The organism is Coprobacter sp. (assembly GCF_982436375.1).
The window spans coordinates 1-12,315 of sequence record NZ_CEWDCG010000085.1; the positions used below are offsets into that span (position 1 = coordinate 1).

The following is a 12,315-nucleotide window of genomic DNA, read 5'->3' on the forward strand; positions in this document are numbered from 1 at the left end:
GAGAATGACCTTGATAAATAATAAAAATGTATTTGTTCGTATATTTCGATTTTATGTAGACGGATTCAGAAATATGACTTTGGGCAAGACCTTATGGACGATTATTCTGATTAAATTATTTATTATGTTTTTCGTACTGAAACTATTTTTTTTCCCTAATATTTTAAATGCAAATTTCAATACTGATGAGGAGCGGGCCGAGCATGTAGGTATGGAACTTACGTTTCCTGTTCCTGAAAGTAGATAAATACTATAAATTATAAACGTCTGAGTTATGAATGATCTATTTTCTGTTGTGGATTGGTCGAGGGCGCAGTTTGCTTTGACGGCCATGTATCATTGGCTTTTTGTTCCGTTGACGTTGGGGCTGGGAGTTATTGTCGGGATTATGGAGACGATTTATTATCGTTCTGGAGATGAACGGTGGAAACAAATGACAAAATTCTGGATGACTCTATTCGGAATAAATTTTGCCATTGGCGTTGCAACCGGTATTATTTTGGAGTTTCAGTTCGGAACGAATTGGTCTAATTATAGTTGGTTTGTCGGTGATATATTCGGAGCTCCGTTGGCTATTGAGGGAATTATGGCCTTTTTTATGGAATCGACTTTTATTGCAATTATGTTCTTCGGATGGAATAAGGTGAGCAAAGGCATGCATTTGGCTGCTACTTGGTTGACAACTTTGGGTGCTACGATTTCGGCTTTGTGGATATTGGTGGCCAATGCTTGGATGCAGTATCCGGCAGGAATGAAATTTAATCCTGATACCGTCCGCAATGAAATGGATAGTTTTGCAGATGTCGTATTATCACCGGTTGCAATCAATAAGTTTTTTCATACCGTATCTGCAGGTTGGGTATTCGGGGCTATATTCGTTGTCAGTATTAGTGCTTGGTATTTATTAAAGAATAGAGAACGTTTTATGGCTGTCAAAAGTATGAAAGTCGCTTCATGGGTCGGGCTTATAGGAATGATTGTTGTTGCTTATACCGGAGATGGATCAGCATATCAGGTTGCAGAAAAACAACCGATGAAACTTGCAGCTATGGAAGGGGTATATCGTGGAGAAAATAGACAGGGATTGGTCGCTTTCGGCATTCTTAATCCTGAAAAAAAGAGTTATACGGACAATATCGATCCGTTTTTATTCGAGGTGAAAATTCCCGGACTTTTGTCTTTCCTTGCTACTCGCCATATTGACGGTTTTGTACCGGGAATTAATGATATTATCGATGGTGGGTATGAGATGAAAAATGCAAAGGGAGAAGTGATTATCGCCCCTTCTGCGCAAGAACGTATCGAAAGAGGGAAATTGGCTATTAAGGCATTGTCTGATTATAAAGTAGCTCAAAAAGCTGGAGATAAAGCAGCCATGGAAGAAGCGGGAAAACGATTGGAAGAAAATTATTCTGATTTCGGATATGGGTATGTGACTGATATGGAACAATTGATACCACATGTTCCTTTTGTTTTCTATTCGTTTCATATTATGATTACATTAGCATTCTTCTTCATTGCGCTTTTTCTATTGATATTGGCTTATATCTCTAAAGATAAGTTAGATAAAGCTAAATGGGTATTATGGATCTCTCTCTTATCTCTTCCTTTGGGATATATCTGTCTGGAGTCGGGATGGATTGTTGCGGAGATGGGACGCCAGCCTTGGGTGATACAGGATATTATGCCGACGTTTGCTGCAGTATCGAAAATTCAGACATCTGCAGTACAGACGACATTTTGGATGTTTGCCGTTCTTTTTACGGTATTGCTTGTTGCCGAGATCGGGATTATGTTGAAACAAATAAAAAAAGGACCTGTTCAAAAATAGAAGATTATGGAACTGAATGAATTTTTTTACCAGCATTATTGGTGGTTTATTATTTCGCTGTTAGGGGCGTTGTTGGTGTTCTTACTTTTTGTGCAGGGTGGGCAGACTTTACTGACGACTATTGCCAAGAAGCCGATAGAGAAAACTATGCTCGTTAATTCTTTAGGTAGGAAATGGGAGTTTACGTTTACGACTTTGGTGGTGTTCGGAGGGGCTTTTTTTGCATCATTCCCATTATTTTATTCTACGAGTTTCGGAGGAGCATATTGGTTATGGATGGCTATTCTTTTTAGTTTTATCATACAAGCTGTTTCTTACGAATATCGTTCTCGTACAGGGAATCTTTTGGGAACGAAAGTGTATGATATATTTTTATTGATTAACGGTGTTGTCGGAATCATTTTATTAGGAGTTGCTGTCGGTACTTTTTTCAGCGGAGCTGATTTCAAAGTTGATAAAGAAAATCTAATGGATATATATCAGCCTGTAATTTCTACGTGGGTAAATCCGTATCATGGATTAGAAGCGATAGCCGATTGGCGTAATCTTTTGTTAGGAGTGACTGTTTTCTTTTTGGCAAGAGTTCAGGCCTCGCTTTATTTTATGAATAATATTGCGGACGAAACGATCTTTAATCGTGCCCGTCGGCAAGTATTGATTAATGCAGTTCCTTTTGTCGTGTTGTTCCTTATATTTGTCGGTGCAACGCTTACAGCCGACGGTTATGAACTGAATCCTGTAAATGGAGAAGTGTTTGTGAGAAAATATAAATATTTCTTTAATTTGATAGAGATGCCTTGGGTTGCGGTTATGTTTCTGATTGGTGTCGTGTCGGTATTGTATGCAATTATACGAGCAGCATTTTCCAAGACATGGATTTGCGGTATTTGGTATAGCGGTATTGGGACAGTGTTAGTCGTTTTGAGCCTATTCTTCTTGGCAGGTTATAATAATACTCCGTATTATCCTTCTGCTGTTGATTTGCAAAGTTCTCTGACGATTTATAACAGTTCATCGAGTCTCTTTACCTTAGAAGTAATGACTGTCGTCTCTTTCTTAGTTCCTTTTGTTTTAGCTTATATTGTCTATGCGTGGAGAGCTATGGACAAAAAGCCTATTACCGAACAGGAGATGGAAAGTGGGGAACATACCTATTAGAAGTTTGTTGTATTAGAAAAACGGAATCGCCGAAAACCATTTAGTTTTCGGCGATTCCGTTTTTCTAATAACAAGTATTTATCCGATTTTTATACCCGAAAATCCCATGAAAGCCATAGCTAAAAGTCCTGCGACTACTAAAGCGATAGGAATTCCTTGCATGGCTTTAGGAACTTTAGTCATACTCAATTGTTCCCGAATGCCGGCGAATAAAACCATTGCTAATGTAAAGCCGATAGCTGTCGAAATGGCAAATACGACAGATTCCATCAGATTATAATCTTTTTGTATTACCAAAATAGCAACTCCCAGAATAGCACAGTTGGTAGTAATCAAAGGAAGAAAGACTCCTAATGCCTGATAGAGTGGAGGTGATACTTTTTTCAGAATGATTTCTACCATTTGTACCAATGCCGCTATTACTAAAATAAAAATTATGGTTTGCATAAATTGCAGTCCGGCAGCATCCAGCAGATATTTTTGCAACAAGTATGTGACGATTGTTGCAATTGTCATTACAAATGTTACGGCAGCCCCCATTCCGATTGCAGTACTGACCTTTTTAGAAACCCCCAAAAAAGGGCAGATCCCTAAAAATTGAGCCAATACGATATTATTGACGAATATGGCGGTAATGAATATAGATATATAGGTAATCATCTCTTATTTGGTTTTAAGTTTGTTAACAATGAGAATGAGATATCCCAGCACGATGAAAGCTCCCGGAGCAAGAACGAAGACTAAAGCTCCGTATTGTTCGGGGAAGATTGTAACGCTGAATATTTTTCCTGTACCTAAAAACTCCCGTACAGCACCTAAAAGAGTCAGTGCTCCGGTAAATCCCAAACCGATACCTACACCGTCGAGCATCGAATCGAATGCGTTGTGTTTTGCCGCAAAAGATTCGGCGCGACCTAAGACAATACAGTTTACTACAATTAGAGGAATAAACAATCCGAGACTTGCGTATAGTGCCGGTACATAAGCTTTCATGCACATTTCTAAAATAGTAACGAAAGCTGCGATTATCACAATAAATGCCGGAATACGGATTTTATCGGGAATAAAGTTTTTTACTAAAGATATAGCTACGTTCGAACAAATCAGAACAAATGTTGTCGCCAGTCCCATCCCCATGCCGTTTTCTGCAGATGAGGTCGTTCCCAAAGTAGGACACATCCCCAATAATAGGACAAATGTCGGATTCTCTTTAATAACTCCGTTTAGTATGATACTCATTTTATTCATAATATCATCTCCTGTTTATTTGGTATGCGCTTTATATGATGCACCGCTTTGAGCATCGGTACGATTCATATAAGCATTATAAGCTGTTTGTATGGCATCCAGAAATGCTCTTGAACTAATAGTTGCAGCAGTGATGGCATCTACACTTCCGCCATCTTTACTTACTGTCAGACGGTCGGTTGCCGGGTTCTTACCTAAAATATTTTGATTGTTTTTGTCTGTTCGAAACCATTCATCCATTTTAGATCCTAATCCCGGAGTCTCTGCATGTTTCAAAACTCTATAATTACGTATTGAACCGTCTGCATTGAAGCCGACCATAATTTTTATTTCTCCTCCAAAACCCTTTTTCGTGATTGCTTCTACTGCCGCACCGACTTTTTGTCCTCCTTTTTTTGCCGGAAAGACGGTAACTTCCAAACTGTCTGCTCCGATTTTCAGCAAATATTTATCCTCAATCGGTGAATTGTCAAATTCCGGAGCTACCATTTGTATGGCCTCTATTTGTTGTTTTTGTTCTGCTTCGGCAATAGGTTTTTTAGTGATGTTGTACACATATCCCAATGCCGCTCCAATAATCAGAGTGGTGACCGTCAAGACGGTAAGCATATTTAAAAATGTAGATTCTATTTTAGCCATGTTTTACGACCTCCCCGAAACGTTTAGGTTTGACATACATATTAATTAGCGGTGTGAAAGCGTTCATAATCAATATAGCGAACGACATTCCTTCAGGATAGGCAGCCCATTGGCGGATAATGATTGTCAAGAGACCGATGGCAACACCATAAATAATCATTCCTTTGTGAGACATCGGTGATGTAACATAATCGGTAGCCATGAATATCGATCCTAATAACAGCCCTCCGGTAAGAAGTTGGGTCATAGGATCTATGCCTATTAAAAGAGAGAAAATTGCGACGGTTGCCAATATCGACACAGGAATGTGCCATGTAATGATTTTTTTCCATAACATATAGGCAAAACCTAAAAGTAGGGCGATTGCCCCGATTTCACCGAGACTGCCTCCGACATTTCCGAGTAATAAATCTAAAGTCGTGTTTTCTATCGGCATACCTTGTTTTAACATACTAAGAGGTGTCGCACCTGTTGTCGCATCCAGGTAGTGTGTGTTGAATGCCTCCGGTTTGGGCCATGTTGTCATTTGTACGGGAAAAGAAATCAATAGAAATACCCGTCCTACTAATGCCGGATTGAAAATATTGTTTCCCAATCCTCCGAACGACATTTTCCCGATCCCGATAGCGACCAATGCTCCTATGATAATGATCCATACCGGAAGGTTTGAGGGGACATTGAATGCTAATAAGACCCCGGTAAGAATTGCTGATCCGTTAGAAATAGTTACTTTTCCTTTTAAAATGTATTTTTGAATCAGGTATTCAAATAAAACACATGCCAATACCGATGTAACAGTTACGATCAATGCTCCTAACCCGAAAAAATAGAGTGCTACAAGAAATGCCGGGATCAAAGCAATCAGAACGCCGTACATACATCCTTCTACAGAATTTCCGCTATGAATATGCGGTGAAGGTGATATTATAAATTTTTTATCCATAAATTAAAGAATTTCTTTTTGTTATTTTTTGACAACCCGGTTACGGATAATATTTCCGACTTTACTTTTGCCTAAACGAATAAAATCGAGTAAGGGACGGTGTGCCGGACATGTGTAGCTACATGAACCGCATTCGATGCAATCCATGACATGTTCTTTTTCCGATTTTTCCCAATCGGAAAAGTCCGATAATTTCGCTAAAAGATTAGGTTCGAGTCCCATCGGGCATACAGCTACACATTTTGCGCATCGAATACATGGATACATTTCTTTTCTTTCGGCTTCTCGATTTTGAATCAGGAGAATACCGGAACAGCCTTTTGTTGTCGGTATATCTGTCGATACTACCGCTTTCCCCATCATAGGACCTCCGGATACGATTTTTTCGGTATCGTCAGGCAATCCTCCGGCAGCATCGATTAGTTGTCCGATAGGAGTTCCTATTCGTACTAGAAAATTAGACGGAGATTTTAACGATTTCCCTGTTACGGTTACTATACGTTCGAATAGCGGTTTATTCTTTTGTATCGCTTCATATACTGCAAATGCCGTTCCTACGTTTTGTACTACAGCTCCGGTAGAGATAGGCAATCCGCCACTTGGAACTTGACGGCGGATAATGGCATCAATCAGTTGTTTTTCACCTCCTTGCGGGTATCTTACTTTTAGTGGACAAATTGTAATTCCGGAATATGAAGACACCAGACTTTGCATCTTGGATATAGCGTCTTTTTTATTATTTTCTATTCCGATTACCGCATGTTCTACTCCAACCGCTTTTTTCAATATCATGATTCCGACGAGAATCTCTTCGGTTTTTTCCATCATCAATTGATGATCTGAAGTGAGATAAGGTTCGCATTCTACGGCATTTATAATCAGTATCGATGCTTTCATCCCCGGAGGCGGAGACAGTTTTACTTGAGTAGGAAATGTTGCTCCTCCAAGTCCTACGATACCGCAATCACTGATTCGTTGTATTATTTCTTTTTCGCTAAGAGTACACTCTTTTTTCAGAACTTTGCTACGGTCGATACTTTCTTCCCATTCATCACCTTCAACATCAATAAATATTGCCGGGCGTTTGTAACCTGACGTATCGGTAATCTGATCTATTTTTGCTACTGTTCCGGAAACAGAAGAGTGAATATTAGCGGAAACAAAACCTCCGGCTTTTGCCAATAACGTTCCCACTTTTACCGAATCACCTTTGTTTACGACAACTTGATCCGGAGCTCCTATATGTTGTCCTAAAAGAATTACAGCTTGTTTGGGAAGAGCTGCCGTTTGTATGTTTTTTCCGGCAGATAATTTATTTTCCGGTGGATGTATTCCACCTATCCGAAATGATTTTAACATATATAATTATGTTTATAATTGGATTCTGATTTGATAATTCGTAATGGTTATTTTCAGCTTTATGCTTCGGCAGTTACCGTAGTTTCTGCCGGTTTTCGGAGAGGAAAGTTTATTGTATGAATTGCCCCGGTAGGACATACGGCTTCGCATTTACGGCATAAACGGCATTTGTTATCATCTATATATGCGAGATTATTTTCTACAGTAATCGCATCAAACGGACATTCTTTAGCACATTTTCCGCAGCCTATACATGCGGCGGTACAGGCTTTTCGTGCTATACCACCTTTGTCTTTGTTCATGCAACTGACAAATATACGGCGTGATTTAGGCCCTTTTTTCCGCAATTCGATGATCATTTTAGGGCACGCTTTTACACATGCACCGCATCCTGTACATTTTTCTTCATCGATTTCGGGTAGCCCAGTTTCAGGGTTCATATGTATAGCCCCAAAAGCACAGGCTTTTATACAATCTCCGTTTCCCAAGCATCCGAAAGAACATCCGGTGTCGCCTCCATAAAGCGAAGCTTCGATAGCACAACTTTTAGCCCCATCATAAGTATTCGTTTTAACTCTGTTGTTACAAGTGCCGTTACAACGGATTACAGCAACTTTAGGAGTGCTTTCGATTACTTCTTTACCTAAAATTGCAGCAACTTTGGCCATAACGGGAGTACCCCCTACGGGGCATAGAAGTTCGTCCAATGACTCAGCTTTGACGCAAGCATCAGCGAAACCTTTACATCCGGGGTATCCGCATCCTCCGCAGTTAGCTCCCGGAAGCACCTCTTCTACTTGTCCGTTTCGAGGATCTTCGTACACCTTAAATTTTTGTGCGACAAAATACAGGATAACAGCACTTATTGCCCCGATTGCTCCAAGTGAAAAAGTCGCAATTAATACTAAATTCATGTGTTTGTTCTATTTAAAGTTTAAGTCGTTCTGTTTATTCTTTCTCCAATGTGAATATGAAATCTTTTCTTAGTTTGCTTTTACGAAAATATAGAACTGTGTAATAGGGTATTAGAGCTATAATGGATAAAATACCGGATAGCAATTCATTTACAGAAAAAGCGTATGCAATGCAAAGTATGCCGAAAAGACAAAAAAACGGATATATGATTGCCAGTTTTAAAGCCTTTCGGCTCATTGTTTCGTTTCCGACTATAAAAACACGCTCCCCTATTTTTATATTGCATCCCGAACAAACCGTTTCAATAATTTTTTCTTGTTGATCTGCTATCGTACAAGCTGCTTTGACATGACATCCTGAACATGCGGAATGTTGTATGATTTTTACATAAGCAATACCGTTTTCAATTCGTTCTACGATACCTTCGTGTTTTATAGTATTATCCATTTTGCTATCTCGACATTGCAATTATGGGGCAAATATAGGAAATTTTTATTTCTTTGTATCTTATATTCGTACAATAAATGTGTAAAAAATGACGATTTTTATTTGAGAAAATAATTTTAGCTTATATCTATATTATATTAAAAGCCAGTCTGAATTTTTTATCAGGTTATAAAAAAAGAATCCGATTTAAGTTTAAATTTACGGTATTCCATGAAAAAATATTCGTATCTTGCAACGTTTTATTTTAATAAATGATTTATGAAAACATACTTGGTAACGGGAGCAGCCGGGTTTATTGGTGCAAATTTTGTAAAGTACATGCTTAAAAAATATGAAGATATTCATATTGTTATTTTAGATAAGTTGACTTATGCCGGTAATTTAGGGACGATAAAGACCGAATTGAAAGATCCTCGTGTAAAATTTGTAAAAGGAGATATCGGCAATGAAGAATTGGTTTCTTATATTTTTGCGGAAAATGATATCGATTATGTTGTCAATTTTGCTGCCGAGTCTCATGTAGACAGAAGTATTACAAACCCTCAGTTATTTTTACAGACGAATATTTTGGGAACTCAAAATTTGTTGGAATGTGCTAAAAAAGCATGGATGACAGGTAAAGATGCAGATGGTTATCCGACTTATCGCGAAGGTAAAAAATATTTGCAGGTATCTACTGATGAGGTATATGGATCATTAAATAAAGATTTTGTAGATCCTCAGCCTTTGGTTATTAAAGATGAAGCGGTGAAGTCTGTTGTGAAAGGACGTTCGGCAATACATACTTACGGTAAGTATTTTTTTACGGAAGATACACCTTTAGATCCGCGTTCTCCATATTCATCTTCAAAGACAGGTGCCGATTTGATTGTTAGAGCATATCATGAAACATATAAATTTCCTGTAAATATTACTCGTTGTTCGAACAATTACGGTCCGTATCATTTTCCGGAAAAATTGATACCTTTGATTATTAAAAATATTCTTGAAGGTAAAAAGCTGCCGGTATATGGTAAAGGTGAGAATGTTCGCGATTGGTTATATGTCGAAGATCATGCTAAAGCAATTGATATGGTATTGAATTCGGGAAGAGTAGGAGAGGTGTATAATATAGGCGGATTTAATGAAGAACAAAATATCAATATCGTAAAGCTGATTATCGATACTGTCGTGCGTTTAATGAAGGAAGAACCCCATTATCAAAAAGTTCTTAGAACCGATATTTCGAATATAAATTATGATCTGATTATTTATGTGGGAGACCGTTTGGGGCATGATATGCGTTATGCGATAGACCCTTCGAAAACAGCGAAAGAGTTAGGTTGGTATCCTGAAACTCCATTTACAGAGGGGATTGAGAAGACAATCCGTTGGTATCTTGAGAATCAGGATTGGGTTGAGGAAGTAGCCAATGGAGACTATCAAAAGTATTATGAACAAATGTACGGACATAAAAATTAAAAAAAATGAAAGGGATTGTTTTGGCCGGAGGCTCTGGGACACGTTTGTATCCAATTACGAAGGGTGTTTCAAAACAGTTATTGCCGGTATATGATAAACCGATGATATATTATCCTATTTCGGTATTGATGTTAGCCGGCATTCGGGATATTTTGATTATTTCTACACCTTTCGATTTACCCGGATTCGAACGTTTGTTAGGTGATGGATCTCAGTTTGGCGTTCGTTTTGAATATGCCGAACAACCGACTCCAGACGGTTTGGCACAGGCATTTATTATCGGAGAAGAATTTATAGGTAATGATTCGGTCTGCTTGGTGTTAGGTGATAATATTTTTTACGGGCAGAGTTTTTCTGCGATGTTGCGTGCTGCTGTTGAAAATGTCGGGAACGGATATGCTACGGTATTCGGGTACAGAGTCAGTGATCCTGAACGGTATGGAGTTGCGGCTTTTGATACAGAAGGAAATGTGACTTCTATTGAGGAAAAACCCGAAAAACCGAAATCTAACTATGCGGTAGTAGGACTTTATTTTTACCCGAATAAGGTTGTAGATATAGCTAAATCGATAAAACCTTCTGCACGTGGAGAACTTGAAATAACTTCGGTAAATCAAGCTTTTTTAGAAACTGGAGAGTTAAAAGTTCAGTTAATGGGACGAGGGTTTGCATGGCTTGATACGGGAACACATGATTCGCTGTTCGAAGCATCGGCTTTTATAGAAACTATCGAACATCGTCAGGGACTGAAAGTTGCTTGTCTGGAGGAGATTGCATACAGAAAAGGATGGATCTCGAAAGAATCTGTGTTGCAACAAGCGAAACCTATGTTGAAGAATCAGTACGGGCAATATATGATTAATCTTATCAAAGATGAAGTCGATGGGGTTGGAGGCCGTTAAAATAGTCGATTTGCCTAAAATTGTAGATGCGCGCGGAAATCTTTCTTTCATAGAAGAATTTCGGCATATTCCTTTTCCTATAAAACGGTCTTATTGGGTGTATGACGTTCCTGGAGGTGAAAAGCGAGACGGGCATGCTTTTATAGAACAGCAAGAGTTCATTGTGGCTTTGTCCGGTAGTTTCGATGTAATTCTGAATGATGGACGGCAAGAAAAGGTATATCCTTTGAACCGTTCTTATTACGGAGTGTATGTTCCTAATATGATTTGGCGCAGATTGGAAAATTTTTCCACCAATTCGTTAGCCTTGGTATTATCTTCTACATTGTATGATCCCGAAGATTATATTGAGGATTATGATCTATATTTAAAATGTCTTGAGCATGGATAATATATTTGTAATGAGTAGAGTCGGTGATTGTCAGGTGATAGAACTGGACAAACATTCTCGCCCCAATGGAAATATAACAGTGGTAGAAGACTGCATAACTGTACCGTTCGATATTCGTCGTGTTTATTATTTATATGATGTTCCCGGAGGAGAAGAACGAGGAGGACATGCCCATCGTGTTTTATACCAGTTGATCGTTGCTGCCAGTGGAAGCTTTGATGTCATTTTGGATGATGGGAGAGAACGTCGTATTGTATCGTTGAATCGTCCTTATTACGGATTATTGGTACGTCCCGGAATTTGGCGTGAGTTGAACAATTTTTCTTCGGGAGCGGTTTCTTTGGTATTAGCTTCCGAATTGTATGATGAAAATGATTATATTCGAGAATATTCCGATTTCTTAAAAGAGAAAGAGATTCCGTTGAGTAATGTCTAAAGGGGGCGCATCTTTTAACTTCCTTTTTTAATTGTAGTTTTTATGGTATTAGTCTGGGCTAATACTATTTTTGTTGAAATAGCTTTGAGAGTTTATACAACAAGTATCCCGATATTGCTCCTGCAATGGAATAGGACATTTTTGTCCCTTCAAAAAAATTTCGAATTAGTGAGTCGAAGTTTATATTATAGTTGATATGAAGACTTATCCACCATGGGATATGTGTAACAACGATACCTGTTAATAATGCATATAAAATTGTATTCGGTTTAAGGAATTTATTGGTCATTGCACAAATAAGATAAGTCAAGGCAACAAATAGTAAACCCCATATAATTTTTGACTTAATTTCGAAAATCGTTAGACCATACGATATTAAGATCACAATTATCACAAGACCGATGATACTTATAACTCGCTTTTTCATAATCAAGCTATTAGAGATTTATAAATACCATTATAATCAAATTTTTACGATGTTTCGTTATTGCAAAAAAAGATATATAGATTTCAATATTCGACCTAAATGTATATAAATAATGCGAATCAGCAGTTGGCTTTCTGATTCAAAAATTAAAAATTAAC

The 12,315-nt window shown here is 38.2% G+C and carries 14 protein-coding genes; 7 read left to right on the forward strand and 7 right to left on the reverse strand.

Annotated elements, in window-relative coordinates:
• Positions 1-4: 4 nt before the first annotated feature.
• Genes AC1WHX_RS06420 through cydB form a run of 3 tightly spaced genes read left to right on the forward strand, consistent with a single transcriptional unit; the run spans position 5 to position 2,989 of the window.
• Entirely contained in the window at positions 5-247 is a 243-nt protein-coding gene (locus AC1WHX_RS06420; protein ID WP_022602772.1) for a DUF4492 domain-containing protein, read from the forward strand.
• A 27-nt stretch (positions 248-274) separates the two neighbouring features.
• Entirely contained in the window at positions 275-1,831 is a 1,557-nt protein-coding gene (locus AC1WHX_RS06425; protein WP_302544992.1) for a cytochrome ubiquinol oxidase subunit I, read from the forward strand.
• A gap of 6 nt (positions 1,832-1,837) precedes the next feature.
• Positions 1,838-2,989, forward strand: a complete 1,152-nt coding sequence (gene cydB, locus AC1WHX_RS06430) for a cytochrome d ubiquinol oxidase subunit II (RefSeq protein WP_302544993.1) — start codon at positions 1,838-1,840, stop codon at positions 2,987-2,989.
• Between the two features lie 78 nt (positions 2,990-3,067).
• Here the strand turns inward: cydB and rsxA are convergent, their stop codons facing one another.
• From rsxA to AC1WHX_RS06465, 7 genes are read right to left on the reverse strand one after another with little or no spacing between them, the layout of a single operon-like run.
• Positions 3,068-3,646, reverse strand: coding sequence for an electron transport complex subunit RsxA (gene rsxA, locus AC1WHX_RS06435; protein WP_302544998.1), 579 nt, complete (start codon positions 3,644-3,646; stop codon positions 3,068-3,070).
• Positions 3,647-3,652: 6 nt separating this feature from the next.
• On the reverse strand, positions 3,653-4,237 hold the full coding sequence (locus tag AC1WHX_RS06440; RefSeq protein ID WP_031258912.1) for an RnfABCDGE type electron transport complex subunit E: 585 nt from the start codon (positions 4,235-4,237) through the stop codon (positions 3,653-3,655).
• Positions 4,238-4,252: 15 nt separating this feature from the next.
• Positions 4,253-4,876: an RnfABCDGE type electron transport complex subunit G gene (locus AC1WHX_RS06445; RefSeq protein WP_302544994.1), complete on the reverse strand. Its 624-nt coding sequence runs from the start codon at positions 4,874-4,876 to the stop codon at positions 4,253-4,255.
• Positions 4,869-5,819, reverse strand: a complete 951-nt coding sequence (locus AC1WHX_RS06450; protein WP_302544995.1) for an RnfABCDGE type electron transport complex subunit D — start codon at positions 5,817-5,819, stop codon at positions 4,869-4,871. Before AC1WHX_RS06450 ends, AC1WHX_RS06445 begins: the two co-directional genes overlap by 8 nt.
• 21 nt (positions 5,820-5,840) lie before the next feature.
• A complete protein-coding gene (gene rsxC / locus AC1WHX_RS06455) occupies positions 5,841-7,178 on the reverse strand; it encodes an electron transport complex subunit RsxC (RefSeq protein WP_302544996.1) in 1,338 nt (445 codons plus the stop codon).
• 59 nt (positions 7,179-7,237) lie between these two features.
• Positions 7,238-8,092: a Fe-S cluster domain-containing protein gene (locus AC1WHX_RS06460; protein ID WP_302544997.1), complete on the reverse strand. Its 855-nt coding sequence runs from the start codon at positions 8,090-8,092 to the stop codon at positions 7,238-7,240.
• A 34-nt stretch (positions 8,093-8,126) separates the two neighbouring features.
• Positions 8,127-8,540, reverse strand: a complete 414-nt coding sequence (locus tag AC1WHX_RS06465; RefSeq protein WP_009316483.1) for a SoxR reducing system RseC family protein — start codon at positions 8,538-8,540, stop codon at positions 8,127-8,129.
• A gap of 258 nt (positions 8,541-8,798) precedes the next feature.
• On the opposite strand from AC1WHX_RS06465, the gene AC1WHX_RS06470 reads away from it, so the two are divergent.
• Genes AC1WHX_RS06470 through AC1WHX_RS06485 form a run of 4 tightly spaced genes read left to right on the forward strand, consistent with a single transcriptional unit; the run spans position 8,799 to position 11,730 of the window.
• Complete coding sequence (locus AC1WHX_RS06470) at positions 8,799-10,001, forward strand: dTDP-glucose 4,6-dehydratase (protein ID WP_481229021.1); 1,203 nt, start codon at positions 8,799-8,801, stop codon at positions 9,999-10,001.
• Positions 10,002-10,006: 5 nt separating this feature from the next.
• The gene (rfbA, locus tag AC1WHX_RS06475; protein WP_009316485.1) at positions 10,007-10,903 is read left to right on the forward strand and encodes a glucose-1-phosphate thymidylyltransferase RfbA; all 897 of its coding nucleotides are present in this window, start codon (positions 10,007-10,009) and stop codon (positions 10,901-10,903) included.
• The gene (locus AC1WHX_RS06480) at positions 10,884-11,294 is read left to right on the forward strand and encodes a sugar 3,4-ketoisomerase (protein WP_270738551.1); all 411 of its coding nucleotides are present in this window, start codon (positions 10,884-10,886) and stop codon (positions 11,292-11,294) included. Before rfbA ends, AC1WHX_RS06480 begins: the two co-directional genes overlap by 20 nt.
• On the forward strand, positions 11,287-11,730 hold the full coding sequence (locus AC1WHX_RS06485; RefSeq protein ID WP_270738544.1) for a sugar 3,4-ketoisomerase: 444 nt from the start codon (positions 11,287-11,289) through the stop codon (positions 11,728-11,730). The genes AC1WHX_RS06480 and AC1WHX_RS06485 overlap by 8 nt, the downstream gene beginning before the upstream one ends.
• Positions 11,731-12,315: the final 585 nt, after the last annotated feature.

Coding starts and splice junctions, on each gene's coding strand:
- AC1WHX_RS06420 (WP_022602772.1), top strand. CDS start 5: ATGACCTTGATAAATAATAAAAATGTATTTGTTCGTATATTTCGATTT.
- AC1WHX_RS06425 (WP_302544992.1), top strand. CDS start 275: ATGAATGATCTATTTTCTGTTGTGGATTGGTCGAGGGCGCAGTTTGCT.
- cydB (WP_302544993.1), top strand. CDS start 1,838: ATGGAACTGAATGAATTTTTTTACCAGCATTATTGGTGGTTTATTATT.
- AC1WHX_RS06440 (WP_031258912.1), bottom strand. CDS start 4,237: ATGAATAAAATGAGTATCATACTAAACGGAGTTATTAAAGAGAATCCG.
- AC1WHX_RS06445 (WP_302544994.1), bottom strand. CDS start 4,876: ATGGCTAAAATAGAATCTACATTTTTAAATATGCTTACCGTCTTGACG.
- AC1WHX_RS06450 (WP_302544995.1), bottom strand. CDS start 5,819: ATGGATAAAAAATTTATAATATCACCTTCACCGCATATTCATAGCGGA.
- rsxC (WP_302544996.1), bottom strand. CDS start 7,178: ATGTTAAAATCATTTCGGATAGGTGGAATACATCCACCGGAAAATAAA.
- AC1WHX_RS06460 (WP_302544997.1), bottom strand. CDS start 8,092: ATGAATTTAGTATTAATTGCGACTTTTTCACTTGGAGCAATCGGGGCA.
- AC1WHX_RS06465 (WP_009316483.1), bottom strand. CDS start 8,540: ATGGATAATACTATAAAACACGAAGGTATCGTAGAACGAATTGAAAAC.
- AC1WHX_RS06470 (WP_481229021.1), top strand. CDS start 8,799: ATGAAAACATACTTGGTAACGGGAGCAGCCGGGTTTATTGGTGCAAAT.
- rfbA (WP_009316485.1), top strand. CDS start 10,007: ATGAAAGGGATTGTTTTGGCCGGAGGCTCTGGGACACGTTTGTATCCA.
- AC1WHX_RS06480 (WP_270738551.1), top strand. CDS start 10,884: ATGGGGTTGGAGGCCGTTAAAATAGTCGATTTGCCTAAAATTGTAGAT.
- AC1WHX_RS06485 (WP_270738544.1), top strand. CDS start 11,287: ATGGATAATATATTTGTAATGAGTAGAGTCGGTGATTGTCAGGTGATA.